The sequence below is a fragment of the Micromonospora sp. NBC_00362 genome (assembly GCF_026342155.1).
GTDB lineage: Bacteria > Actinomycetota > Actinomycetes > Mycobacteriales > Micromonosporaceae > Micromonospora > Micromonospora hortensis.
In genome coordinates, this window is record NZ_JAPENH010000001.1 from 4,317,338 (window position 1) to 4,343,418 (window position 26,081).

General features: G+C 70.3%; 20 protein-coding genes and 1 pseudogene. 13 read left to right on the forward strand and 8 right to left on the reverse strand.

From position 1 onward, the window contains the following. The first annotated feature begins 575 nt into the window (after positions 1-575). From OG992_RS19835 to OG992_RS19890, 12 genes and pseudogenes are all read left to right on the forward strand, one after another. Complete coding sequence (locus OG992_RS19835; protein ID WP_266304005.1) at positions 576-1,142, forward strand: hypothetical protein; 567 nt, start codon at positions 576-578, stop codon at positions 1,140-1,142. Next, positions 1,136-2,065, forward strand: coding sequence for a hypothetical protein (locus OG992_RS19840; protein ID WP_266304006.1), 930 nt, complete (start codon positions 1,136-1,138; stop codon positions 2,063-2,065). The genes OG992_RS19835 and OG992_RS19840 overlap by 7 nt, the downstream gene beginning before the upstream one ends. Next, positions 2,062-2,721, forward strand: a complete 660-nt coding sequence (locus OG992_RS19845) for an SAF domain-containing protein (protein WP_266304007.1) — start codon at positions 2,062-2,064, stop codon at positions 2,719-2,721. Before OG992_RS19840 ends, OG992_RS19845 begins: the two co-directional genes overlap by 4 nt. A 2-nt stretch (positions 2,722-2,723) precedes the next feature. Then, positions 2,724-3,524, forward strand: a complete 801-nt coding sequence (locus OG992_RS19850; RefSeq protein WP_266304008.1) for a ParA family protein — start codon at positions 2,724-2,726, stop codon at positions 3,522-3,524. After that, positions 3,514-5,061 (forward strand): ATPase, T2SS/T4P/T4SS family, encoded by a 1,548-nt coding sequence (locus OG992_RS19855; RefSeq protein WP_266304009.1) that lies wholly within the window; start codon positions 3,514-3,516, stop codon positions 5,059-5,061. The genes OG992_RS19850 and OG992_RS19855 overlap by 11 nt, the downstream gene beginning before the upstream one ends. Next, positions 5,061-5,963, forward strand: a complete 903-nt coding sequence (locus OG992_RS19860; RefSeq protein WP_238685333.1) for a type II secretion system F family protein — start codon at positions 5,061-5,063, stop codon at positions 5,961-5,963. Before OG992_RS19855 ends, OG992_RS19860 begins: the two co-directional genes overlap by 1 nt. Before the next feature lie 114 nt (positions 5,964-6,077). After that, entirely contained in the window at positions 6,078-6,950 is an 873-nt protein-coding gene (locus OG992_RS19865) for a type II secretion system F family protein (protein WP_266304010.1), read from the forward strand. A 25-nt stretch (positions 6,951-6,975) separates the two neighbouring features. Further along, a complete protein-coding gene (locus OG992_RS19870) occupies positions 6,976-7,179 on the forward strand; it encodes a hypothetical protein (RefSeq protein WP_210784183.1) in 204 nt (67 codons plus the stop codon). 5 nt (positions 7,180-7,184) lie between these two features. Then, entirely contained in the window at positions 7,185-7,628 is a 444-nt protein-coding gene (locus OG992_RS19875; protein WP_266304011.1) for a TadE family protein, read from the forward strand. Next, entirely contained in the window at positions 7,625-8,092 is a 468-nt protein-coding gene (locus tag OG992_RS19880; RefSeq protein ID WP_238685330.1) for a TadE/TadG family type IV pilus assembly protein, read from the forward strand. Before OG992_RS19875 ends, OG992_RS19880 begins: the two co-directional genes overlap by 4 nt. Continuing rightward, positions 8,089-8,538 carry a pilus assembly protein TadG-related protein gene (locus tag OG992_RS19885; protein WP_238685329.1) on the forward strand — a complete coding sequence of 150 codons (450 nt, stop codon included), beginning with the start codon at positions 8,089-8,091 and terminating at the stop codon, positions 8,536-8,538. Before OG992_RS19880 ends, OG992_RS19885 begins: the two co-directional genes overlap by 4 nt. 14 nt (positions 8,539-8,552) lie before the next feature. Beyond that, a pseudogene (locus OG992_RS19890) lies at positions 8,553-9,587 on the forward strand (LysM peptidoglycan-binding domain-containing protein); the annotation flags it as partial. A gap of 1,162 nt (positions 9,588-10,749) precedes the next feature. Here OG992_RS19890 and OG992_RS19895 read toward each other — a convergent pair. After that, complete coding sequence (locus tag OG992_RS19895) at positions 10,750-11,604, reverse strand: Rieske 2Fe-2S domain-containing protein (protein WP_238678720.1); 855 nt, start codon at positions 11,602-11,604, stop codon at positions 10,750-10,752. Between the two features lie 184 nt (positions 11,605-11,788). On the opposite strand from OG992_RS19895, the gene OG992_RS19900 reads away from it, so the two are divergent. After that, complete coding sequence (locus OG992_RS19900) at positions 11,789-12,589, forward strand: crotonase/enoyl-CoA hydratase family protein (RefSeq protein WP_266304012.1); 801 nt, start codon at positions 11,789-11,791, stop codon at positions 12,587-12,589. Positions 12,590-12,659: 70 nt separating this feature from the next. Here the strand turns inward: OG992_RS19900 and OG992_RS19905 are convergent, their stop codons facing one another. From OG992_RS19905 to OG992_RS19935, 7 genes are all read right to left on the reverse strand, one after another. Further along, a complete protein-coding gene (locus OG992_RS19905) occupies positions 12,660-16,355 on the reverse strand; it encodes a discoidin domain-containing protein (RefSeq protein ID WP_266304013.1) in 3,696 nt (1,231 codons plus the stop codon). A 189-nt stretch (positions 16,356-16,544) separates the two neighbouring features. After that, positions 16,545-19,442, reverse strand: a complete 2,898-nt coding sequence (locus OG992_RS19910) for a discoidin domain-containing protein (RefSeq protein ID WP_266304014.1) — start codon at positions 19,440-19,442, stop codon at positions 16,545-16,547. 143 nt (positions 19,443-19,585) lie between these two features. Then, complete coding sequence (locus tag OG992_RS19915) at positions 19,586-21,205, reverse strand: glycoside hydrolase family 13 protein (RefSeq protein ID WP_266304015.1); 1,620 nt, start codon at positions 21,203-21,205, stop codon at positions 19,586-19,588. 139 nt (positions 21,206-21,344) lie between these two features. Continuing rightward, a complete protein-coding gene (locus OG992_RS19920) occupies positions 21,345-22,232 on the reverse strand; it encodes a carbohydrate ABC transporter permease (RefSeq protein ID WP_238685324.1) in 888 nt (295 codons plus the stop codon). 11 nt (positions 22,233-22,243) lie between these two features. Then, on the reverse strand, positions 22,244-23,200 hold the full coding sequence (locus OG992_RS19925) for a carbohydrate ABC transporter permease (protein WP_266304016.1): 957 nt from the start codon (positions 23,198-23,200) through the stop codon (positions 22,244-22,246). A gap of 86 nt (positions 23,201-23,286) precedes the next feature. Then, entirely contained in the window at positions 23,287-24,666 is a 1,380-nt protein-coding gene (locus tag OG992_RS19930) for an ABC transporter substrate-binding protein (RefSeq protein WP_238685322.1), read from the reverse strand. Between the two features lie 333 nt (positions 24,667-24,999). After that, a complete protein-coding gene (locus OG992_RS19935) occupies positions 25,000-26,004 on the reverse strand; it encodes a LacI family DNA-binding transcriptional regulator (protein WP_238685321.1) in 1,005 nt (334 codons plus the stop codon). Between the last annotated feature and the right edge of the window lie 77 nt (positions 26,005-26,081).

Genomic DNA, 26,081 nt, shown 5'->3' on the forward strand with positions numbered 1-26,081 from the left:
GCCAACTGCTCCCCCGCGATGCTGAACACGGATCGTGATTGAACGCTCGCAGTGGTGTAGCGGATGGCGCGGAAAGCGACGTGCCGACCGGAGCCTGTGAGCGCGCTTTCGACCGCTTCCACGTCAGGGGTGCCGTTGGACGCGGCAGCCCGCCGACAGGGTGCCGACGCCGGTCGAATGCCGGGATGAGACCGCGATGTCCCACTCCCGCGACCGGTGGCGTGACTCCGGTCAACCCATCCGGAGCGGCGACGCCCCACCAATAACGACAGTTTTCTCGCCCATTGCCCCCGGAGCAGTGCGGACACCCACTACCACCACCTGTCATCACGCAGAGTGTTCGCTTGAATTGCCTCTGTTGCATCGGCGATCGTCAGCCTATGCTCGCCCCTTGGGTGTGACGCAAGCCTCACCTTCACCATCGGACGACACAGGACCCCGAATTTGTAAAAGATCCGTAACGGTGAATGCAGAAGCGCAATGAACGGCTCCGGATGTGCTGATCCGGGCGCGCTTCCGCATGCCCGACGGCGGTGAACCGTCACCGCCCCGGGCGACCACGAGGAGGCTCGACGGTGCGCGGACGGCAGCTCAGAAGAGCGGCAATCTGCCTGCTGGTGGGCGTGGCGGCGATGCCGGTCACCGCCTGCGCCAGCGGACGGGAAGCGGTCGAACGGCCGACGGAAGTCCGCGACAACAGGCCCCGGACCGATTCCGACGTCGAACGACGCGCTGCCGAAAAGGCGGCACTTGACGCGTACTCCGGGTATCTCGCGGCCTCGCGCGCGGCGGGCCTGCGCAGTGATCCGCGTTCGCCGGAACTGTCCCGGTTCCTCGGTGATCCACTTTTGACTCGGGTTCGGGTGTCCATTCGCGAGGCTAAGGAGCACGGCGCTATGCGTACCGGGACGTTCAAGTCCGAGCCGACCGTTACCGCCGTCAGCCTGGACGCGAAGCCGGCCACCGTGGAGATCCAGGACTGCCTGGACACGACCGGCTACCGGCTGGTCTACGCCAAGGACAAGCGCTCGGTCCCGGGCAGCGGTGGCGGCAGGCACCTCTCCACCGCCACCGCGACCCGCTATCCCGACGGCCGTTGGCTGATCAACTACGGTGCGACGCACCGGGACCAGCCGTGTTGAGCGGGGCCGCGACAACCCGACGGGTGCTCGCCGGGCTCGGCCTCACGCTCCTGCTGGTGGTCGGTGCGGCCCCGCCGACCGCCGCCGCCCTACGGGCCGACCCGGGAGCGGGCTGCCCACCCGACCAACCCGACTGCAGCGTCTGGGACGACGAGCCCGGCAATCCCGGTGGTCCCGGGGGCGGCGGGGACGACGGCGGGGGTGGGGACGACGGCGGCGGTGGCGGTGGCGGCGTCTGCCAGTGGAACGGGCGGACCATCCCCTGCTACGACGAGGACCTGGGCTGGTTCAACAACGGCGACGGGTGCTACTACAAGCTGACCGAGGGGCCGGTCGAGCCGCCCGAGGGTGAGCAGTGGTATCTGCAGACCTGCAACGGCGGCGACCTGGGTGCCCAGGTCGTGGTGTCGCTGGCCGACCCGCCGGCCGGCTTCGGCGCGCCGCCAGACCCGGAGGAACTGGCCCGTCGCGCCCTGGCGTCGATCAGCCTGCTGCCGGCGCGCCTGAAGGTGGCACCCCGCAAGGACATCGGTCCAGGTCTGGTCGGCCTGCCGGTGTGGATGTGGGCGACCCCGACCCCCAGCTACTTCGGCCCGCTGACCGCGTCCGCGTCAGACCGGGGCGTGACCGTCTCCATCGAGGCGAAGGTCGACCGGATCGTCTGGGACATGGGCGACGACGAGTACGTCACCTGCGACGGTCCCGGCACCCCGTACGACCCGAAGGGCAGTCGCGCCGGCCTCACGTCCCCCGACTGCGGCTACGACGAGGGTTACTCGGAGGCCGACACCTACGACGTCACCGCCACCACCCACTGGAAGGTGACCTGGCGCGGCGGTGGCGAGAGCGGAGAAATCCTGGTGACCCGAAACAGCGGCATCGTGCAGATCCAGATCAACGAACTCCAGGTGGTCACCAGATGAGCCTCGCGACGCGCAACGGGACCCCGTCGGTGGACGCACCCGTCAATCCGCCCACAGTGGTCCGCCAGCGCCGGGTCCGTCCCGGGCTGCTCGGTCTCGCCGTCCTCCTGATCGCGCTGGGCGGGCTGGGCGCGGCCTTCGCTGTCACCTCGGTGCGGGCCACCGGCAGCTATCTGGCGGTGGCCCGACCGGTGGAGGTGGGCCGGGAGATCAGCGCCGCCGACCTGGTCACCGTGCAGGTCGCCGGCGGCCAGGGGTTGCGCCCGGTGCCCGCCGCACGGCTCGACGAGGTGGTCGGCAAACGGGCCGCCGTCGCGCTGCTACCGGGCACGCTGCTCACACTGGGACAGGTCACCGACGACCCGCTGCTCGGCCCCGGCCAGCAGCAGATCGCGCTCGGCCTGAAGACCGCCCAGGTGCCGGCCCGCGAACTGCACCCCGGCGACAAGGTGCTGCTGGTCAGCACTCCGGACACCAATGCCGACAAAGACACGGCCGCCGCCGGCACCCGGTTCGCGGCCACCGTCATCGACATGGTCAGCCCGGCCACCGACGACAAGGTCCTGTACCTGGCGCTGCTCATCCGTGACGTGCCGGCGGTGGTGGCGCTCGCCGCACAGGAACGGCTCGCCGTCGTGCTGACCGAGGCGGCCTGAGCATGGCGATCATCGCGCTGGTGTCCGCTAAGGGTTCGCCCGGCGTCACCACCTCGGCGCTGGCCTGCGCGCTGGCCTGGCACCGGCGGCTGGTGGTCGCCGAATGTGACCCGGCCGGCGGCTCGATCCTCGCCGGATACCTCGGCGGCCAACTGGACGGCCCGCGCGGCATCGGAGAGCTGGCAGTCGGCGAGTTGCGCGACGGCAACCTGGAAACCGCGTTCTGGTCCCAGCTGGTCGACCTGGACGCGCCCCGCCGGGAACGGCTGCTGCTGCCCGGCCTCGTCGACCCGGCCCAGGGCGGCAGCGTCACCCCCCTCTGGCAGCGCTTCGCCGACTACTTCGACGCCCTCGACCGTGGCACCCCCGGTTACGACGTCATTGTCGACTGTGGTCGGCTGCACGTGACCGGGCCCCCGTGGCCGGTGCTGCGGGCCGCCTCGGTGGTGCTGTTGGTGACCCGGGCGAACCTGCCGGACCTCTCCGGCACCCGCGCGGTGGTCACCACTATGGAACGGGACTTCGCCGAGCACCGGGTGCCCCCGGGCACCCTGCGGCTGCTGCTGGTCGGCGACGGGCACGGGCGGTCCGAGATCAGCCGCGCCCTGAAACTGCCGGTCATCGCACGGCTGCCGCACGATCCTCGTACCGCCGGGGTGCTCGCCCTGGGCGGAACAGTGCGGGCCGGTCGGCCGCTGATGCGCGCGGCGGCCGCGCTGGAGGTCCCGATCGGGGCGCTCCTGGAACGGCGGCGGGCCCGGTTGGCGTGGCCCGTGCAGCAGGGGGTGCCGGATGCGGTTTGAGCCGGTCTCCACCGATCCGCGCCAGCAGCCACCGGCAGTGACCTCCACCGCGCCGCCCCTGGCCGTGCCGAACGGCCGGCACCACCAGTCCGGGCCGCAGCCGCAGCCGACGCCCGTGGCGACCCCGCCGCCGGAGTCGCCGCCCCGGGCCCGGATGGACTTCCAGGTGGTCCGGGAGCTACGCCGGGAACTCACCGAGCGGCTCACCCTCTGGCAGCGCGGCCGGGAGTTCACTGTCGACGAGGAGGACACCGAGCGGGCCCGACTCGCCGTCACAGTGGTCGCCGCGTACGCGGACTCGGTGCGCCGGGCCGGCACGCCGATGGCCGCCGGCGATGAACGCCTGCTGCTCGACCAGGTGACCGCCGAGTTGGTCGGGCTCGGCCGGCTCCAGACGCTGCTGGTCGACGACACCATCGAGGAGGTGCACATCCTCGGCTGCGACCAGGTGCGCATCACCCGGCACGGCGGCGGGGTGGACTGGGCCGAGCCGATCGCCGACAGCGACGCCGAACTGGTGGAGATCCTCCAGGCGGCGGCCCGTCGGGCGGGCGCGACCGAGCGGTCCCTCTCCACAGTGAAGCCCACCCTCGACCTGCAACTGCCCGACGGCAGCCGGCTGGCCGCGGTGTTCCTGGTCAGCCACCGCCCGTACGCGGTGATCCGTAAGCACAACACCCTGGACGTGAGCCTCGACGACCTCGCGGGCGCCCGGGGTGACCTGGACGAGATGATCGATCCGCTGCTGCGCGACTTCCTCCGCGCGGCGATGCGCGCCGGTCTGAACATCATGGTCGCCGGATTGGCCGGCGCCGGGAAGACCACTGTCATCCGGGCGCTGATGAACGAGATCCCGCAGGACGAGCCGTACGTGCTGCTGGAGGAGAGTCGGGAGCTGCTCCCGGCCCGCCGTCGGGAGCGGCACCGGGCGGTGATGAGCTTCGAGGCTCGGGAGGGTCACGGCGAGCGCGGCTTCGACGGGCGCCCAGCCGGTGAGGTGACCATCGCCGACCTGATCCCGCTGTCGCTGCGGATGGGCGTCCTGCGGATCATCGTGGGCGAGGTGCGATCCCGGGAGATCGTGCCGATGCTCCAGGCGATGACCACCAGCCGGGGGTCGATGTGCACCATCCACGCCCGTACCGCCGCCGGGGTGGGTGAACGGATCGTCGAGCTGGCCCTGGCGCACGGCCGCGAGATGACAGTCGACCAGGCCCGCCGGATGGCCGGCAACGCGCTCGACCTGATCGTCTACGTCACCATCGAGGACGAGACCGCGATCGGTGGGCGGAAGCACCGGTTCGTCTCGCATGTGGAGGAGGTGATCGGCGCCGGCGAAGCCGGTCGGATCACCACCACCACTGTCTTCGGGCCCGGCCCGGACGGTCGTGCGGTCCCCCGGCACCTGCCGGAGCGGGTCCGCGACCAGTTGCTGCGGGTGGGTTACGACGCGCGGCTGCTGACCCGGTGGGTCGAGGCCGGTGCCGGTGCCTGGCGGCGGCCACGGCAGACCCAACTGGCCCGGCGGGTGACCTGATGCTCGGCAGCCTGGAGTTGATCGCGGTGGTGTCCGGCGCCGCCTGTGTGGCCGGGCTGCTGCTGGCCGTGGTCGCGCTGGTCGGCACCCGCCGACCCCCCGGGCCGCGCCCGGGCAGCGGGCCGGGGCTGAGCCGACTGTGGCGTGGGCCGGGCAGCACCCCGGCCGAGCAGCGGGGTTACCAGGCGCTGCTGGTGGCCGCACTGGTCGCCGGCGCGTTGGCGTTCCTGTTGACCGGGCTGCCGGTGGTGGGCCTGCTGGTGGCGGTCGCGGTGCCCGGCGCCCCGTGGCTGTTCGGAGTGGGAAAGGCCGAGCAGCGGGCGATCGCCCGGATCGAGGCGGTCGGCGAGTGGACCCGCCGACTCAAGGACGTCTCCGGCACCGGGCAGGGCCTCCAGCAGTCGATCATCGGCACGATCGGCAGCGTGCCACCCGGCGTCGAGGACGAGGTACGGCTGCTCGCCGCCCGCCTCCAGGCCGGCTGGATGGCCCGCTCCGCGCTGCTGGCGTTCGCCGACGAGATCGCCGACCCGGTCTGCGACCAGGTGGTCGCGGCGCTGATCCTGCACCTGTCGGACCGGGGTGAGCGGCTGGGTGACGTGCTCGGTTCGATCGCGGGTGCGGCGTCCGCGGAGGTGGCGACCCGTCGGGAGATCGAGGCCAAGCGCACCCAGCCCCGGTTCGCGGTCCGCTTCCTCACCGGGATGACGCTGGCGACCCTGGCGTACGGGCTGGTCAACACCGAGTACATCAGGCCGTACGGCACACCGGTGGGTCAGCTGGTGATGGCCGCCCTCGGCGCCGCCTTCATCGGCCTGCTGGCCTGGGTGCGGTCGATGAGCCAGCCGCAACGGCCGGCCCGGTTCCTGCCCGCGCCCAACCCGGCCGAGGTGATCGCGTGAGCGCGAGGAGTGCAGCGCAGCGGAGCCCCGCAGTCGCGAACGAAAGGCCAGCCCGGTGAGCGCGAGGAGTGCAGCGCAGCGGAGCCCCGCAGTCGCGAACGAAAGGCGGCTCCCATGATCGTGAACTGGCATTTTGTCCTCGCGGTCTGCGGTGGCGCCGGGATCGGCCTGGGTGTGTTCCTGGTGGTCCGGGAGTTGGTGCCGGCGACACCGGCGCTCGGGCCTGCGCTGCGCCGACTGCACCAGCCGCCGGGCACCGGTCGGGTGGCCACGCCCGCGTCCCGGCGGCTCGACTGGCTGACCGGGATGTCCCGCTGGTTGCGGCCACCGCAGATGCAGCTCGCCCTGATCGGTCAGACCTCCGAGCAGTACGCGTTGTCGGTGCTGCTCTCCGCGCTGATCGGATTGGCCACACCGACACTGCTCGGGGTGGTGCTGTGGGTGCTCGGCATCCCGTTCCCGCTGGTCGTGCCGGTGCTGGGCAGCCTCGGTCTGGCGCTGCTGGCCGGCCTGCTGGCGCACCGCGCCGTGCTGACCAAGGCCAACGCCGCCCGCGACGAGTTCCGCCAGGCCGTCTGCACCTACCTCGACCTGGTGGCGTTGCAGCTCTCCGCCGCGCACGGGCCGGTTCAGTCGCTGGAGCGGGCGGCGGCGGTCTGCGACGGTTGGGTGTTCGACCGCCTCCAGGAGTCGCTGCGGATCGCCCAGATGCAGATGCACGCGCCCTGGGACGAACTGCGCGACCTGGCCGACAAGATCGGCATTCCGGAGTTGGGCGACGTCGGCGCGATCATGCGCTCCTCCGGCAGCGAGGGCGCTCAGGTGCACGAGACGCTGCGCAGCCGGGCCGACTCGCTGCGCGACCAGATCCGCACCGACAACCTGACGCGCGCCGAAGGGGTGACCAGCAAGCTCGACATCCCGGGCGCGCTGCTCGTCTTCGTGCTGCTCGGGTTCGTCCTCTATCCGTTCATCGCCCGTGTCTGACCCCTCCCCCTCGAAGGAGAACGCCATGTCCATCCTCAGCTATCTGCACGTCGTGGTGACGACGCGCCTGGCCGAGCTGCGCCGGGACGGTGAACGGGGCGACAGCCCGGTGCCCACCGCGGTGATCATCGCCGGCCTGGTCGCCGTCGCCATGGCCATCACCGCCCTGGCCCTGACCAAGGCCAAGGGTTGGATGGACGGCATCCCGGACTACACGGTCCCGAAGTAGCCGGGATGCGTCGAGCCGCGTACCCGAGGTGGAGCCGGGTGGTCAACGCCACCCGGCGCCGCCTCGCGGCCGGCGACCGGGAGCGGGGCGCCAACCCGGTGGAACTGGCCGTGATGATGCCGCTGATCCTGGTGCTGCTCTTCGCCTCGATCCAGGTCGCGGCCGTCTTCCTCGCCCGCTCCACAGCGTTGAACGCCGCGCAGAGTGGCGTCAACGCGCAGCGGACCTACGAGGCGAGCAGCGGCGCCGGGGTGGACAGCGCCTCCCGCTTCCTGAGGGCCGCCGGCGGTTGGCTGGTGGGCTGGGACAAGGCCGGCCCGACCTGCGTGACCACCACGACCGACGTGACCTGCACGGTGAGCGGCCGGTCCCTGTCCGTGGTGCCGGGCGTGGACTTCGCAATACAGCAGACTGCCCACGGAACGGTGGAGAGGGTGACCCCGCCATGACCCGTACCGCCGAGCGGGGCTCGGTCTCCATCGAGGTGGCGGTGCTCGCGCCCGCGTTCATCGCGCTGATGGTGCTGGCCGGTGTGGTCGGGCGCAGCGCGGTTGCCGCGGAGGCGCTCGAAGCAGCCGCGCACGACGCCGCTCGGGCCGCGTCGATCTCCCGGAATGCCGACGTCGCCAAAGAAGAGGCGCGGGAGGCCGCCCAGAAACAGCTGGACTGGCACGGCCTGGCCTGCGCCAACGGCCTGGACCCGGCATTCAGCGGCAAGTCGCCCGGCAATGAGTCCAGCTTCGACAGAGCCTTCAGCAGCACAGTCGGTACGAACGCCACGGTGACGGTGACGATCAGCTGCCGCGTGTCCTTCAAGGACATCACCCTCGACATCCTGCCCGGGATGAAGAGTGAACGGCTGATCTCCGCGCAGTTCACCTCCCCACTCGACCGCTACCGGAGTCGGCAATGACGGCCACCACGTCGGCTGCCAGTCCCTCGCGGGCAGGTGAGCACGGCCGGGTGAGCATCTTCCTCGCGGTGACGATGGTCGGCGTACTGGCCATCATCGGCCTCTCCTTCGACGGCGCCGGGCAGCTCCGCACCCTGCAACGCGCCCAGAACCTGGCCGCCGAGGCGGCCCGGGCCGGCGGTCAGGCCATCGACCGGGCCACCGCCATCGAGGGCGGACCGAAGCGAATCAACGAGCCGGAGGCGCGCGATGCGGTCGCCAGCTACCTGGCCACCGTGAACACCGCCGGCCACACGGTGAACTTCCCCCAGGTCGACGGGGAATCCCTGATCCGAGTGACCGTCTCCATCACCTACCACCGCTCGATGGTCGGACCGTTCATCCAGCAGAAGACGGTCACCGTCACCGGCGAGGCGACCGCGCGTGCCATCACCGCAACACCGTAGGAAGGAAGGCAGCCATGCCCGTATCGGGTGGGTCCGTCGTACGGCGGACCGGACGGATCCTCACCGGCATCGGCGCGCTGGCCGTGCTCCTGGTGCTGCTGGTCGGCGCGCCGATCGCGCTGCTCGCCTTCGCCGGTAACCCGCTGCCCGATCACCTCCCCACGATCAGCGAGGTGGGCACCGCGCTGACCAGCCGGGACGACGGTCAGCTCTTCCTGCGGGCGTTGGCAGTGGCCGGTTGGTTCGGCTGGGCCACGTTCGCCTTCTCCGTCCTCGTCGAGTTGGGCGCACAGACCCTGCGCCGGCCGGCGCCGAAGCTGCCCGGGATGGGCCGCCAGCAGAAGGCCGCCGCCGCGCTGGTCGGCTCGGTCGCGCTGATCCTGGTTGCCAGCCCCGCCGCCGCCAGCGCCGCGGCGATCTACGGAACTCCGGTGTACGCGAGCCCGAGCGCAACGTCCGTCACCACCCTGGCCGCGCCGACCCGCGCCGCGACGACACCGGACACGGCCGCGCCGGTGGCCCGGGGCGGCCTGCTCGGCATGGCCGGGACAGGGCTGGCGGCAGGCGGTGCACCGACGGCGAACGACGAGGCCGCGCCGGTGTACCGGGTGGCACGTGGCGACTACCTCGGGGGGGTGGCCGAGCGATACCTGGACGAGTTCGGGGACTACCGACAGCTCGCCAAGCTGAACAAGCTCGACAACCCGGACCGGATCCGCCCCGGCCAACTGCTCCGCCTGCCAACGGAGGCCGCCGACCAGGGGGCCCGGCAGCACGCCACCGGCCGGGTCGTCGACCGGCCCGCAGCGCCGAAGCCGCCCGCGCCCCGGCCGGCGCCCGAGCGAGCCGCACCGCCGCGGGTGGCCCCGGCACCACCCAGCGGTACGGAGTCAGCGGGCCAACCGCCAGCGATGACGGTCGGCGCAGCCCGGGTCGGTGCCGCCGACCGGGTGAACCGCCCGCTGGCGGTCTCCGCCGTACTGGCGGTGGCGAGCATCGTCGGCGCCCAGATCGGCGCGGTCCTGGGACTGCGCCGCCGTCCAGCCACCGCCGGGGCGGCTCCCCGACTGGCCGCCTCCTCCCGCACACCCCGCCGCAGCGCGGGCCGAAGCCGCGGTGGCGCGGGGGGAAGTGGTGGCGCGGGGGGAAGTGGTGGCGCGGGGGGAAGTGGTGGCGCGGGGGGAAGCGGTGGCGCGGGCCAAATCAGCAGTGGCGTGGGCCAAAGCGGTGGCGCGGGCCAAAGTAGCAGCGGCGCGGGCCGGCGGGGCAGTGGTGGGGCGGCCGGGAGCGGTGCCGCCTGGGCTGCCAGCCGGGCGGCGGCGGCCATCGAAGCACCGGCGACACCGCACGGCAGCGCGGCACCGGGCGGGAACGACTTCGGACCTCGCGGCGGCGGGATGACGCCCACCGGCAGTGGGGTCGCACCTGCCCACACTGGGGTGACGCCCGCCGGAAGCGAAGTGGCGCCCGCCGGAAGCGGAATGGCCTACCCCGGCAGCACCGCGTTCCCGGGCAGCGGGATGGCTCTCTCCGGCGGCACGGCGCCCCACGGCGGCGGGATGACGGCCGCCGGCCCTGGCGGCTGGAGCGGTGACGAGGGCTGGGCCGGTGCCGGTGGCGAGGGCGGGCTGTTCGACGGCGGGCACGGCCTGGACTCCGTGCCCGACGGTCCGCCGGTCGGCCGACACCGACGCACCTGAGCGGGCCCGCACGACCTGGTGTCTCCGCTGTCCGGCGGAGGCTCGCGAACCCAGGCAGGGAGGTGCCGGGTGCCCCAGGCCAGCGAGTCAGTCGGCCATCGCATACCGGGCCCACGACCTGGCTGACCACCGCACACCCGATCGACGACCTGGCTGACCACCCGCACACCCGACCGGCGATCCGGCTGATCACCGATGCCGGAGTTGGTGTCTCCAGGTCGCGCCGGTCGCGCCCGCGACGGTCGAGGCCCGCCGCCTGGCGGGAGTGGCCGGGGCAATGTCTCCGAGAGCGATATGCCTGTGAGTCATAGAGATGACTCACAGGCATATGCGTCGTAGGCGTTACTGCCGCGCGGCGAGGAGCACCGGCGCGGGGCGACATACCCAACGCCGGAGGCACCTGGGTAAGGGCAGGGCGGCCAGCGCAGGGCGGCCAGCGCAGACGGTCAAAGCAGGCAGTCAGCGCAGGCGGTCAAGGCAGGCAGTCAGGCAGGCGGTCCAGGCAGGCCAGTCAGGGCAGGCGGGTCTGGAGCACGCCGTCCTGGATCCGGGTGGGCAGGATCTGCTGGTCGTTGCCGGACGGTCCCTGCACGACCTCACCGCCGTTGAGCCGGAAGGCGCTGCCGTGCCACGGGCAGACCACGCAGGCGTGGCCGTCGATCTCCTGCACCTCACCCTCGCCGAGCGGCCCGCTCTGGTGCGGGCAGCGCTCCAACATCACGGTCACCTCGTCGCCGTGCCGGTAGAGGATCACCGAGATGTCGTCGTCCACCTCTCGGGTGATCAGGGTGCGTTGCGGCAGCGTCGCCATGTCGGCCAGCGAGTGCCAGCCATCGGTCATCCGGTGCAGTTCGGAGACGCTCTGGTTGACCTGCGCCCCCTGCTTGTACGCCAGGTGACCCCCGATGTACGCGCCAAGGCTCACAGTGGAGAGCCCGAGGAAGCCGAGGGCACGACCCATTCCGTGGCGGCCGGACAGCCGGGCGGCCAACGAGCCTGCGTAGAGCGTCATGCCGACGGTGTTGGCGGCGGCGTGCACCAGGCCGACCCGGCGCTGGTCCCGGGCGAGTGCCGCCCAGTCGTTCAGACCGGCGACCGCCGCCGGCAGCGCGCTGACGGTGCCCAGACCGACCAGCACGGTGGCGGGCCGGCGCTGCCCGGGCATGAGGTCCAGCACCGCGGCGCTGATCCACGCGCCGACCGGCACCTGCACCATCGCCGGATGCAGCGGATGCCCGAGGGTCACCCCGTGCAGCAGGTCGCGCAGCCGGCGCGGACGCAGCGTTCCCAGGACGACCTTCTGCAACCGGTCACCCGCGCGGTCCAGCCGGGAGTCCTGCTCAACTTTCGTCAAAAGTGCTCGCACGAGTACCGACTTCCCGGCGATCGCCGTCGCAAACCGGTCGGCGGCGACAAACCTGTCGCACCACCCACACCGCCGATCTTGCAGTTTCTGCTCACATAATCCGGGGCACAAGCCGCGAAACGGCAACAGGAACTGCAAGATCGACGGGATTGTGGGGGTGGGGGCGGGCCGGCATGCTGGCGGGATGGGTGTGCGGGTGGAGCGGGTCGGGGCGGTCACCACCGTCGTGCTGGATCGGGCGGACGCGCGAAACGCCGTGGACGGTCCTACCGCTCGGGCGCTGGCTGACGCGTTTCGGGCCTTTGACGCCGACCCGGACGCGGCGGTGGCGGTGCTCTGGGGCGCCGGTGGAACGTTCTGCGCCGGCGCCGACCTCAAGGCGATCGGCACACCGAGCGGCAACCGGGTCGAGCCGGAGGGGGACGGTCCGATGGGTCCGACCCGGATGACGCTCAGCAAACCGGTGATCGCGGCGATCTCCGGGTACGCGGTGGCGGGCGGGCTCGAACTGGCGCTCTGGTGTGACCTGCGGGTCGCCGAGTCCGACGCGACGCTCGGGGTGTTCTGCCGCCGCTGGGGAGTGCCGCTGATCGATGGGGGCACCGTCCGGCTGCCCCGGTTGATCGGCGAGAGTCGGGCCATGGACCTGATCCTCACCGGCCGCCCGGTGCCGGCCGACGAGGCGTACACGATGGGGTTGGTCAATCGGTTGGTGCCGCCCGGCCAGGCGCGGGCCGCGGCCGAGGAGTTGGCGGCGGCGATCGCCCGGCATCCGCAGACCTGCCTGCGCAACGACCGGGCGGCTCTGCTGGCCGGCGCGGGGCGGCCCGAGCCGGAGGCGCTGGCGACCGAGTTGGCGTACGGGATGGACTCACTGACGACGGACGCGGCGGCCGGCGCGGCCCGGTTCGCCGCGGGCGAGGGCCGACACGGCGCGACGCCGCCGGGAGGGGTACACCCCCCGGCGGCGTCGGCTACCGGTTAGGCCTGTTTCATGAGAACTGGCCGGCCTGCGGCGGGCCCGGCTCGACCGCCCTTATGAAACAGGCCCGAGCTCAGTTGCGGTTGATGGTGAAGGTTGTCGTGGGGTTCTGGATGTCCACCGCGTTGTTGCTCAACCGGAGGTTGTTGAAGGTGACCGACCCGACGGCCGGCCCCTGCCCGGCCTCCGGCATCGGGTTCGCCCAGATGGCGAAGCCGGACTTCGCGTCGTAGGCGTCCCCGCTCTTCCGAGCGCCGCTGATCGAGACGTTGGTGAAGACCGTGTCGGTGATCGGGTTCTGCGGCTGCCCGCCGACGTAGTTGGTCTGGAACATGATGCCGCTGTAGGTCGGATCGATGATGTCGACATCGCTGACCCGGATGCCCTGGAACACCTTCGAGGCGGAGAAGACCCAGATCGCCGGGAAGGTCTGCCCGCCCCAGAAGTGCCCGCCGGCCCGCACGATCGAGATGTTCTCGAACCGGGTCGGCGGGTTGGCACCGAAGCCGTTCATCGGGTAGCCGAAGTCGAGCGAGCTGATGGTGATGCCCGAGTAGACCAGGGTGTCCGCGATGTAGATGTTGCGGAACGTGTTGCCGTAACCGCCGTAGACGGCGACACCGGCGGCCCGCCAGGTCAGGGTCGAGGTCAGGTTCTCGTAGATGTTGTCCTTCATGTCGGCGCCGCCCGCGTCGATCGCCGAGAACAGCGCGAAGCTGTCGTCGCCGGTGGCCCGGGCGTCGTTGTTGCTGACCAGGTTGTTGGTGCTGCCGTTGGTCATGTTGATGCCGTCGGCGAACATGTTCCGGATCCGGGAGTTCTTGATCGTCATGTAGTCGGTGTTCGCGCCCCAGTAGAGGCACACCATGTGCTCGTTCCAAATGTTGTCGATCACGATGTTCGACACGTTGGCGAAGTCGAACACCTTGCCCGGACCGTCGATCCGCGAGGTGTAGTTGCCGAAGTAGGCGAAGTTCTTGAAGGACGAGTTCGCCGCCGAGTTCTCCGCCCGGAAGCCGATGTCGGTGTTGTCCTGGCCCGACGGAGCGTTGAACCGGGTGTACCAGGGGCCGGCGCCGGTCACCTGGACGGCCTTGCCGTACACCTGGAACTTCGACGAGGTGGAGTAGTTACCGGCCGGCAGGTACACGCCGACCAGGTTGCCGGTGGTGTCCATCCGCACCCGGTCCAGGGCGTTCTGCACGTCCTGGTGGGTGAAGCCGGTCGGCGTGGTGTAGCGGGCCGGGTCCGGGTTGGCGATCGGCGCCACCTGCTCCGTGTTGATGAAGTCGATGGCGTACGTGGTGGTGTTGGCCGGGTCCTTCTGGAGGCGGATCTTGCTGCCGGCCGGGACTGTGGAGTTGAGCATGACGTTGGCTTCGTCGTAGATGTGCCGGGGTCCGCCCGCGCTCGGCGAGTTGCCCGGGCTGGCCTCGTTGCCGTAGAGCCAGGCGTACCGGGACGTCAGGTCGATGGCCTTGTGGAACGTGCCGTTGACGTAGACGTTCAGCGTCGAGTTGATCCCACCGCCGCCCGGTGCGTCCGGGATGGAGAAGCGGGTGACCAGCGTGTTGGTGCTGGCCCGGGTGGTGAACTCGACGTAGCTGCCGGTCGAGTTCAGGGTCACCGCCCGCCGACCGGACGCCTCACCGGCCAGGTCGCCGATCTCCCGGTTCGGTCCGACGACGCTGGCGCCGCCGCCGATCGCACCGTCCTCGGCCTCGTACATGTCGTACGGCATGTTGGCGCCGCGACCGACGAAGAGCGGCCGGTCACTGGTGTTGTTGGCCTGCTTCACCGGCAGCTCGTTGCCGTCCACGGCGAGCACCACCCGGACGGTGTACTTGCCGTTCGCGGCGGTCCAGGTGCCCAGGTTGATCGGGCCGACAGTGGCTCCGGCGTTGATCACGCCGGAGTGCGAGCCGGTCAGGGTACGGACCACGGTGCCGGACTCGTTGAGCACGGTCAGGGTGATGCCGTGCGCACCGGAGGCGGACGCCTGGTTACCGGCGTTGCGGATGGACACGGAGAAGGTCACCGTGTTGCCCGCCGACGGGTTGCCCGGCGACCAGGCGACCGCCGAGGCGACCAGGTCGGAGCTGGCGACCGCGGCGACGACCAACGGGCTGGGGTTGGTGTAGCTGTTGTTGGTGTCGTCCTGCTCGACGACTGTGTTCGACTCGTCGACCTTGGCGCTGAGCGGGTAGCTGCCCGAGTCCCGGGTGCCGATGCTGGCGCTGACGGTGGTCGAGGCGCCGGCCGCGAGACCGCCGACCGAGGCCGTGCCCACCCGGGTGGAGCCCAGGTAGAAGTTGACGTTGGTCGCGCCGGAGGCCGCCGAGCCCGCGTTACGCACCGTAGCGGAGAGCGTGATGGTGCTGGTCTCCACCGGTGCGGACGGGCTGAACGACATGCCGGTAACGGTCAGGTCCGGGTTCGGCGCGGGGGTGCCGAAGACCTGGAACTCGGCCACCTGACCGGCCGGAGCACCGGTGTTCGAGGCGATCGAGAGCCGTACGTCGGCCGCCGCGCCGGAGACCGGGATGGTCACCGTGTTGCCGCTGCCCGGGTTGAAGGCGTAGTTCGCCGCGCCGACCAGGGTGGTGAAGCTCGACGAGCCCTGGTCGCGGCCCAGCACTGTGATGTTCTGGGTACGCGCGCCCCACGCCGAGTCCGGGTTGAGCTTCACGACGACCTGGCTGAGGCTGGCGTTCGCGCCGAGCTGCACTGTCAGCGTGCTCGGGTTGCCGTTGCCCTCCCAGTAGGTGGCCACGTTGTTGTCGTTGGCGTTTGTGGCCACGAACGTGTGCACGAACCCGGAGGCGGTGATCGGCTTGCCGATCGCCAGGTTGGAACCGGTCGGCGGGTTGCCGGTGCCGGTCCGGGTCACCGTGTTGCTGTTGGCCGACTGGTTGCCGGCCGCGTCCTTGGCCCGCACGTAGTACGACACCGTGGCAGTGGTCGGCTGGCTGTCGGTGTACGTGAGGGTCGAGCCGCTGACGCTGCCACGCAGCGCGCCGTTGGCGTAGACGTCGTAGCCGGTCACCCCGACGTTGTCGGTGGACGCCGACCAGGCGAGCCGGATCTGTCCGCTGGCCGGCTGGGTGTAGGCCAGGTTGCCCGGCACGCTGGGTGCCTGGGTGTCGTTGCTGCCGGTGGCGCCGTACACCTCGACCTCGGACAGCTGGGCGGCCGGCCAACCGGTGTTGCCGGTGACCTGCACGCGTACGTAACGGGTGCTGGCGGCGGTGAAGCTGACGGTCGCCGTGTTGCCGCTGCTCGGGTTGAAGGTGTAGCCGGCGGACGCCTTCAGGGTGGTGAAGGACGAGCCGTTCGTCGAACCCAACACCGACAGCGTCTGCGTACGGGTCTGCCAGTCCGACGCGGGCGGCAGCTTGAGCACCACCCGGTCGACGCTGACGGTGGCGCCGAGGTCCGCCTGGATCCACTGCGGGAACGCGTTGTTGGCGCTCTCCCAGTAGGTCGACGCGTTGCCGTCGTTGGCGTTGCCCGCCACGTAGTTCTGGTTGTAGCTGCTGGCGGTCATGGTGGCGGAGAGCCCGGCGAGCATTGCCACGCGGGCGGCGGCCGCTGACGGGTCGGCCGCCGGTGCCGCGCTCGCCATGGGGGTGACGACCGGGGCGGTGGCGAGGAGCATCCCGGCGAGCGCGCCGGCGAGCATCCGACGGCGGCCCGTGCGGGCGGTACGGGGGACGGTGGTGGGCGCGCCGGTTGGCGGCGTGCCTCGTCTGGTGCCGGTCCTGGACATGGGGTCGCTACACCTCTTTCGGGGGTGGGTGTGGGTGCGTTGCCCGGTGACGGGTGCAGGGGTACGCCCGTCGTTCCGCGACAGGTGGGGGACGGTGCGGGTTGGGGACGGGGTCGGGCGGCTGGCGCGGCGTTGCGCCGGGGCGCCCGGACCGGGTGCCCCCGCCCGGTCCGGGCGGGGGCTCCCGACCTAGCTGGAGTAGATCTCGAACTCGCTGAGCTGGCCGGCTGGCCAGCCGCTGTTACCGGTGACGGTCAGCCGCAGGTAACGCTGGGTGGTCGCCGTGAAGGTCACGGTGACCGTGTTGCCGCTGGCGGGGTTGAAGCTGTAGCCGGCGGACGCCTTCAGCGTGCTGAACGTCGAGCCGTTCGTGGAGCCGAGCACCGCCAGCGTCTGCGTGCGCGTCTGCCAGGCCGATGAGGGTGGGAGCTTCAGCACGACCCGGGACACCGAGCGGTCGGCGCCCAGGTCCACTGTCAACGACTGCGGGAACGCGTTGTTGGCGCTCTCCCAGTAGGTGTTCGCGTTGCCGTCCACCGCGTTGGGGGCGGCGTACACGTCGGAGTGGCTGGTCTCGGTGATCGACCGTCCGGCCGCCAGGTTGCCGCTGGGCGGCGGCGTGGTCGGGGGCGGCGTGGTCGGGGGCGGCGTGGTCGGGGGCGGGGTGGTCGGGGGCGGGGTGGTCTGGGTGCCGCCGTACACCTCGACCTCGGAGAGTTGCGCGGCCGGCCAGCCGGAGTTACCGGTGACGGTGACCCGGACGTAGCGGCGGTCACCGGAGGGCAGCCCGATCGACACGGTGTTGCCCGCGCCGGGGGCGAAGACCCGACCGGCGGACGACGCCAGTGTGGTGTACGACGAGCCGTCGGTGGAGCCGAGGACCGACAGGGTCTGGGTGCGTTGTTCCCAACCGCTGGGCAGCTTGAGCGCCACCCGGTCGACCGACCGGGACGCGCCCAGGTCGATGGTGACCGACTGGGGGAAGGCGTTGTTGGCGCTCTCCCAGTACGTCGACGCGTTGCCGTCGACCACGTTGGCGGCCGTGTAGCTCTGGTTGGTGCTGGTCGCTGTCGCCGGCCGGTTCAGGGCGAGGTTTCCACTGGTGGGAGGCGGAGTGGTCGGCGGCGGGGTGGTCGGGGGCGGGGTGGTCGGCGGCGGGGTGGTCGGCGGTGGCGAGGTCGGTCCGCCACCCCACTGGGGGTTCGGCCACGGGCCGCAGTACGGGGTCGGGGTGTACCAGCCGGAGTTGCCGGAGCCCTGGGTGATCTGGAAGCCGGCACCCACGCAGTTGTGCATCGGGTTGCTCTGCGCGATGTTGGTGGCCCGCACGTTGGTGAACGACACCTGGCTGTTCGCCTGCACCTGGAGCGCGTACGTGCCGGCGCCGTCGATCCGTACGTTGTTGAGGTTGATCCCGTTGGTCTGGCCCTCGATCCAGTGCAGCGCCGCGTACGAGCTGTCCAGGATGTCGGTGTCGGTGATGTTGATGGTGGGGTTCTGGAACGCCTCGTTGAGCGCGGAGAACCAGATCGCCCCGACACCGAAGTTCCAGTTGTAGTCCGAGTTGCCGTTACGGATCAACGTGTTGCGGGCGATCGTCCAGGTGCCCTGGACGCCGGTGGCGCCCTGCACGCCGGGGTAGCGGTTCGCGACGTGGATGCCACCGCCGTTGGTCAGCGAGTCGGCCGTCACGTTGTCGGTGATCTTGATGTCCCGACCGCCGTAGCTGACCAGGTGGTTCGCCAGCAGGGTCACCCCGATGGTGTTGCGGGTGAAGGAGTTGTTGACGTTCGGCACGCTCTGCGCCCACATCGCCAACGCGTCGTCGCCGGTGTTGCGGACGAACGTGTTCGTCACCGTCGAGTTGGTCACGCCGGTGTGGAAGTTCACCCCGTCAGCGGTCTGGTCCAGGATCCGGCTGTTGCGGATGGTGAAGTTGTCCATCGGGCCGTCCATCCACGCCCCGACCTTGGTGTTCTCCAGCCAGAGGTTGTCCACCACCGAGTTGGTCATCGCCCCGCCCAGGGCGTTGACCTGGTCGTCGTCGATCCGCTCGCGGATGTCGCCGATGATGGCGAAGTCCCGCAGCGTGACGTTGCGGCTCGGCCCGTTCGCCTCGTGTGCGCGGACCGGGCCGGTGTAGCCGCCACCGGGGACGTACTTGCCGTAGATGCCGACGGACCTGTTCCGCTCGGTGGGGTGACGGCCGCCGAGTACCGAGTACCAGGGGCCCGCGCCGCGCAGTGTCACCCCGTCGACCACCACGTGATCCCAGAGGGTGAAGGTGCCGGTCGGGATCCAGACCGCCCGGCCCTGGGCCTTGCCGGCGTCGACAGCCGCCTGGAACTTCGCCGTCGAGTCGGTAGCGCCGCTCGGGTCGGCGCCGAAGTCGGTGACCACGTCGAGCACACCGGAAGGCTTGGTGATCGCCGGGGCGACCAGCTCGAAGTCGGCCAGGTCGATGGTGAACGTGGGCGACTGCGCGGTCGAGGAGACCTGGAAACGGATCTTCGTGCCGGCCGGCTGGGTGCTGCCGAACATGGCCCGGGTCTCGTCGTAGAAGTGGTGCGGGTTGGTGTCACCCGGGTTGTTGTTGAACGGGTATCCGCCGTAGTACCAGCCGTACCTCGACGTGACCGCTACCGACTTCAGCAGCGACCCGTTGGCCCGCAGGTCGATGGCGGCGTCCCGGCCGGTGCCGGCCGGGCTGTCCGGCAGGCTGTACCGGAAGGTGACAGCGTTGGCCGGGGCGGTGAGGGTGAACTCGACGTACTCGCCGACGGCGTCGAGGGTGACCGCCTCCCGACCGGACGCCTCGGACGGCAGCGTGCCGTACCGCCGGTCCGGGCCGATCTTCGTGCCGTTGTGGGCGGTCTCCTCCGCCTCCTGCTCGACGAACGGAACTGTGGCGCCCCGGTTGGGGATGTCGAAGGGGGACAACCCCGCCGCCGAGGCCGGGGTAGCGGTGCCGGTGACCGCGAGGACGGTGACCGAGGTGGCGGCGAGCACTGTGGCGGCGATGGCGGCCAACAGTGCGCGGGCCGGGTGTCGAAGGTGGTGCGGGGTGCCGGTGGTGTGGTTGGCCATGAGCTGCGCTCTCCCTTTCGTCAGGCAGGCCAGATCCCCCCGTGTCGGTGCGGTGTCGCGCGTCCCCCCTCGGTTCTCCCTTCTTGGTGGCGTGGTGCCGGCGACCGGGACGGGCCGCCGGCACCACGGCGAGCAGAGTCAGGTCAGGCCGGGCCGTCCGCCCCGCGCGGCCCGTCGGTGGACTCGGCGGTACGCAGCCAGACCGCTGTGTCGGACGGCAGTAACCCGTCGTCGAGCGGCCCGCTGGCCAGCAGCAACTCCCCCCGAGCTGGCATCGGGACCGGCGCGGCGGACAGGTTGACAAGGCAGGTGAAGCCACCGCCGCGGTGGAACGCCAGCACCCCGTCCGGGGCGGGCAACCAGGTCAGCTCGCCGTCACCGAGCGCCGGGTCGGCCTTTCGGGCCTGGATCGCCGCTCGGTACAGCTCCAGCATCGAGGCCGAGTCGCCGGTCTGCGCGCTGGCTGTCCGGTCCTTCCAGTCGGCCGGCTGCGGCAGCCACGGCGCCGCGGCGCCCTCGGGGCTGAACTCGAACGGCGGCTCGTCCCCGCCCCAGGGGAGCGGCACGCGGCAGCCGTCCCGACCGGGGTCGATCCGACCGGACCGCTCCCACATCGGGTCCTGCCGCAGCGCGTACGGGATGTCCTCGACCTCGTAGAGGCCCAGCTCCTCGCCCTGGTAGACGTAGGCGGCGCCGGGCAGCGACAGCGAGAGCAGCGCTGCGGCGCGGGCCCGGCGGGTGCCCAGCTCCAGGTCGGTGGGGGTCCCCTCGCGTTTGGCGGCGAAGCTGAACCGGGTGTCCGCGCGACCGTAGCGGGTGACGTGCCGGGTGACGTCGTGGTTCGAGAGCACCCAGGTGGCCGGCGCGTTGACCGGCGCGTGCGCGCTCAGCGTCCCGTCGATGCTCTCCCGCAGGGCCGCGGCGTCCCAGGCGCAGCCGAGGAAGTCGAAGTTGAACGCGGCGTGCAGCTCGTCCGGGCGCAGGTAGTTGGCGAACCGCTGCCGGTCCGGTAGCCACACCTCACCGATCAGCGCCCGGTCGGCGTACTCGTCGGCGACGCGACGCCAGCCCCGGTAGATGTCGTGCACGCCGTCGAGGTCGTGGAACGGGTGCGGCTGGTCCTCGCGGACCTCGGGCAGTGTCCCGTCCTTGACCAGGAGCCCGGCCGAGTCGATCCGGATGCCGTCCACGCCCCTGTCGAACCAGAACCGCAGGATGTCCTCGAACTCCTCCCGCACCCGGGGGTGGTCCCAGTTGAAGTCCGGCTGCTGGGGGGCGAACAGGTGCAGGTACCAGTCGCCGGGGGTGCCGTCCGGGTTTGTGGTGCGGGTCCAGGTCTCGCCGCCGAACTCGCCGACCCAGTCGGTGGGTCGCTCGTCGCCGTTCGGCCCCCGGCCGGGTCGGAACCAGAACAGGTCCCGTTCGGGCGCTCCGGGGCCGCCGGCGAGCGCTGCCTGGAACCAGGGGTGCGCGTCGGAGCAGTGGTTGGGCACCACGTCGACGATGGTCCGGATGCCCAGCGCGTGCGCCTCCGCGATCAGCGCCTCCACCTCGGCCAGGGTGCCGAAGACCGGGTCGATGTCGCGGTAGTCGGAGACGTCGTAGCCGGCGTCCGCCATCGGGGACGGGTACCAGGGGCTGAACCAGATCGCGTCGACGCCGAGCGCGGACAGGTGGTTCAGCCGGGACCGGATGCCGGCGATGTCGCCGATGCCGTCGCCGTTGCCGTCGGCGAAGCTCCGGGGATACACCTGGTAGATCACGGCTCCACGCCACCACGGACTTCTGTCAGCTGTGGACACGAGCACCTGCTTTCTGCGTCAGTACGTCGGCGGGTTCGCCGGACCTGGTTATGTGTCGGGCGAACGGTCGTTGTTCGCCGCGCGGGAGGACCGGTGGTCGCTATCCCTTGATGCTGCCCGTGGTCAGACCGGACATGATGTTCCGCTGGAAGATCAAGAAGATGATGACAGTCGGGATCGCGGCGATGACCGACGCGGCGATCACCACGTTCATCGGCGTGCCACCGGCAAAGGCGTAGATGCCGACGCTGACCGTCCGGGTCTCGGGCGACGGCATGACCAGCTTCGGCCAGAGGAAGTCCTTCCAGACCGCCGTCACGGCGAAGATCGAGACGACGCCGAGGATGGGACGCGACAGCGGCAGGATGATCGACCACAGCGTGCGCAGCGACGACGCCCCGTCCATCAGAGCCGCCGCCATCAGCTCCTCGGGGATCGAGTCGAAGAACCGCTTCAGCAGGAAGATGTTGAACGCGTTCGCGACCAGGGGCAACCAGATCGCGAACGGTGAGTCCAGCAGGTTGATGTGCACGATCGGCAGGTCGATCACCGTCACGTACTGCGGGACGATGAGGACCATGGCCGGGATCATCAGGGTCCCCAGCATCAGGGCGAGGATCACGTTGCCGAAGATCGGTCGAAGCTTGGACAGCGAGTACGCGGCGGCGGTGTCGAAGACCAGTTGGAACAGCACCGCGCCGATCGCGTAGTAGAAGGTGTTGAACAGCAGCTTGGCGAGGGCCAGGTTGTTCCACGCGTCGACGTAGTTCTGCGGCTGCGGGTCCCTCGGCCACAGCGACGGTGGGGTCTGGGCGATCTCCTGGCCGGACTTGAGCGCGCCGGTGACCATCCAGTAGAGCGGTCCGAGGAAGACGAGCGTGAACCCCGCCACGACCACTACCAGCAGCGTCCAGTAGATGACCCGGCCGCGCCCCCGGCTGAGCTGGGATTGGGAGATGAGGGTCCGGGTTCCGGAATCCTGTGCCATTCCTCGCCGTCCTAGTCCTGTTTCGCGGTCAGCCGCACGTACACGGCGGAGAAGCCGGCCAGCACCACGAGCATGATCACGCCCAGGGCGGCGGCGCCGTTGAGGTCGTTCTGGAAGAACCCGTGCTGGTAGATGAGGTACGCCACCGAGGTCGCCGAGTCCTCCGCGCCCGCACCGTTGGCGAGGATCAGTGGCTCGATGAAGAGCTGCATGGTGGCGACGATCTGCAACATCGCCAGGAGCGCGAGGATCAGCCGGGTCTGCGGGATCGTGACGTGGACGATTCGCTTCCAGATTCCGGCGCCGTCCAGCTCGGCCGCCTCGTACAGCTCCCCGGGAATGTTCTGCAACGACGCCAGGTAGATCAGCACCGCGCCGCCCATGTTCATCCAGGTCGACGCGACCACCATCGCCGGCATCGTCATCTCCGGCGACTGCATCCACTGCGAGGTGGGCAGGTGCAGCGCCTTGAGGATCGCGTTGAAGAGCCCGGCCTCGCTGGGGTCGTACGCGTAGAACTTGAAGAGGAAGAGCGCCGAGGCCGGCGGCAGCATCACCGGCAGGTAGACCAGGATCCGCAGGTACCCCTTGGCGTGGCGGAACTCGTTGAGCAGGATCGCCACGAAGAACGGCACCACGTACCCGAGGGCCAGCGCCAGGACGGTGAAGTAGAAGGTGTTCTGCCAGGCCGTCCAGAAGCTGGGGTCGGCGATGATGCGGGAGTAGTTGTCCCAGCCCACCCAGGTGGTCTCGCCGCGCCGGGTCCGCTGGAAGCTCATGACGATCCCGCGGATCATCGGGTACCAGGAGAAGACGACGAAGCAGAGCACCGCCCCGATCAGGAACGCGTGACCGCTGAGGTTGTCCCGTACCTTGCGGCCGAGACTCGTGCGCTGCGGCCTGGCCGAGTACGGCGACGGCGGGCGGCCCGGTTTCCTGGGGGTCTCCGGGACGGTGGTGATCGCCAAGGCAACTCCTGGGTGAGTCGGTGACGTCGAGATGCGGTGCGAGTGGCGTGGGGGTCGGGTCGGCGTCCCGACCCCCACACGATCGGTCAGCTCTCGGCGGCGAGGAGCTGGTTGACCTTTTCCTCGGCGGTCTTGAGCAGTGCGTCGATGTTCGAGTTCGGGTTGGTCAGCACACCTGACATCGCGCCGTCGAGCACCGCGTAGACGGCCTGGGCGTTGCGCGGCTCACCCTTGATCGGGACCGGGGTCGCCTCGAAGAGCGCGAAGTTCGTCGTGTCGACGTTCGCGTTCGCCTTCCGCAGCTCCAGCTCCTGCTTCTGCGCGTCGCTGCCGTTGGCGAAGAGCAGCGGCTGGGGCAGACCCACCGGGTAGTTCTGCGGCTTGGCCCGGACGTAGTCGAACTGGCCCTTGCCCGGGGTGAGCTTCTGGTACGCGATCCACTTCAGACCGGCCTTGACCTGCTCGGGAGTGAGGTCCTTCTTGAAGAAGTAGCCCTCGCCACCACCGAGCGTCCCCTTCGCCGCGCCGTCCTGGCCGGGCAGCGGAGCCATCGCCCAGTCCTGGAACTTGCCCTGGAACTGGCTGACGATCGCCTGGGTGGCGTCCGGCGCGCCGATGAACATGCCGACCTTGCCCGCGCCGGCGTTCGTCAACAGGTCACCCCACTGGAGGAGCTGACGGGCGCCCATGCTGTTGTCGCCGTACCGCATGTCCTTGAGGTTCTGCAGGACCTGCTTGCCCATGGTGTTGTTGAAGTCGGCCTTCTTGCCGTCCTCGGTCAGCACCTTGCCGCCCTGCGAGTAGAGCAGGGAGGTGAAGTGCCAGCCGCCGGTGTTGCCGGCGCTGTACTCCGAGTAGCCGGCGATGCCGTTGCCGAGCGCGGAGATCTTCTTGGCGGCGGTACGGACCTCGGCCCAGGTCTTGGGCGGGTTGTTCACGTCCAGCCCGGCCTGCTGGAACAGGGCCTTGTTGTAGACCAGGCCCATCGAGTAGTTCTTCACCGGCACGGCGTAGAGCTTGCCGCCGTCGGTGAAGACCTCCTTGAGCGCCGGGTCGACGCTGTCCCAGGTCGCGATCGCGTCCTTGTTGACATGGGGGCTGATGTCCATCGCCTGACCGGAGTCGAGCACCTGCTGGAGATCGGTCATGTACCCGTAGAAGACGTCGGTCACGGTGCCGCCGGCGAGGCGGGCGGTGAAGTCCGGCGGGTTGTTGCACTGCTCGCCGACGCTGACGCTCTTGATGGTGATGTCCGGGTTCTGCTTCTGGAACTCGGCGACGTCGTCGTTCCAGTTCTTCAACAGCTCTTTCTGGGCGCCGACCGGCTGGCAGTCGACAGTGATGGTGACCTTGCCGCCGGCGGTCGAGCCCTTGTCGTCGCTCTTCGTGGAGCATGCCGTGAGGCTGAGCCCCAGGCCGGCCACGAGCGCAACCGCCGCAGCCTTTCGGTATTGCGGTACGGACATCTGTCCATCCCTTCGGGAACGGGTGACTCCAATGACCTTTGCTGATCTGCGGTGATACGACCTGACGCCCAGTAGCTGCGTCGGAGCCAGGTGTGAGTGGAGTCACTGTAGCGAGGCCGACTCATTTCGGCAAGGTATCGACCCTGTTCCGAAAGGACACGACGCGATCACGACAGATGTTGGCAAGCAATTGAAAGCAGACCGGTTTGCCGACTATTGATGCCTTATGGCCGATCATTCGGCTTGGTCGATGGCGACCGTGGCGGGCAACGACGAAAACGGCCGCCGACCGCGAGAGGCGGTCGACGGCCGAAGCGTCGTTCGGTGTGGTGCCTAGCGGCCGGGGGCGGGAGCGGTGGAACCCCGCACCACCAACTCCGGCTCGAACAGCAGCTCGTCCTGAAGGACGCCGGCGCCCTCGATCTGGGTGACCAGCAGATCCACTGCGGCCTGCCCCATCGTCTCGATCGGCTGCCGCACAGTGGTCAACGGCGGGTCGGTGCACGTCATGAACGCGGAGTCGTCGTAGCCCACCACCGACACGTCGGCCGGCACCGAGCGACCGAGCCGCCGGGCCGCGCGGATCGTGCCCAGCGCGAGCACGTCGCTGGCGCAGATGATGCCGGTCACGCCCCGCTCGACCAGTTTCGTCGCGGCGACCCGCGCCCCCTCCATGGAGAAGCTGGAGCGCTCCACGCACTCGGCGTCGCCCTCGTCCCAGCCGGCGGCCTTCATCATCGCGTCGAGCTTGCGCCGGGACGGCACGTGCCCCTCCGGGCCGAGCACCATCCCGATCCGTTCGTGCCCGAGCGAGCGCAGGTGCCCGTACGCCTGCTCCACCGCCACCGCGTCGTCGGTGGAGACCCGGGGGAAGCCCAACTCCTCCACACCAGCGTTGACCAGCACGACCGGAAGCCCCCGGTCGGTCAGCCGACGGTAGTGGTCGTGTTTGGCGTCGGCGAGCGCGTACGACCCACCGGCGAAGATCACACCGGAGACCTGGTGGTCGAGGAGCATCTCCACGTAGTCCATCTCGGAGACCCCGCCGATGGTCCGGGCACAGAGCGCCGGGGTGTAGCCGCGCTGGGCGAGAGTGCCGGTGACCACCTCGGCCAGCGCCGGGAAGATCGGGTTCTGCAACTCGGGCAGCACCAGCCCGACCAGCCGGGCGCGTTCGCCGCGCAGCTTGGTCGGCCGCTCGTAACCGAGCACGTCCAGCGCCGTGAGCACTGCGGTGCGGGTCGCCTCGGAGACCCCGTCGCGGCCGTTGAGCACCCGGCTGACGGTGGCCTCGCTGACGCCCGCCTTCTTGGCAACTTCAGTCAACCGCTTGGTCACGTTCGCAATCGTACGTCACCTGGATGAAAGAAATGAACAGCAAATTGCCGGCGTTTGCCAGCGCACTGCTTGATCGC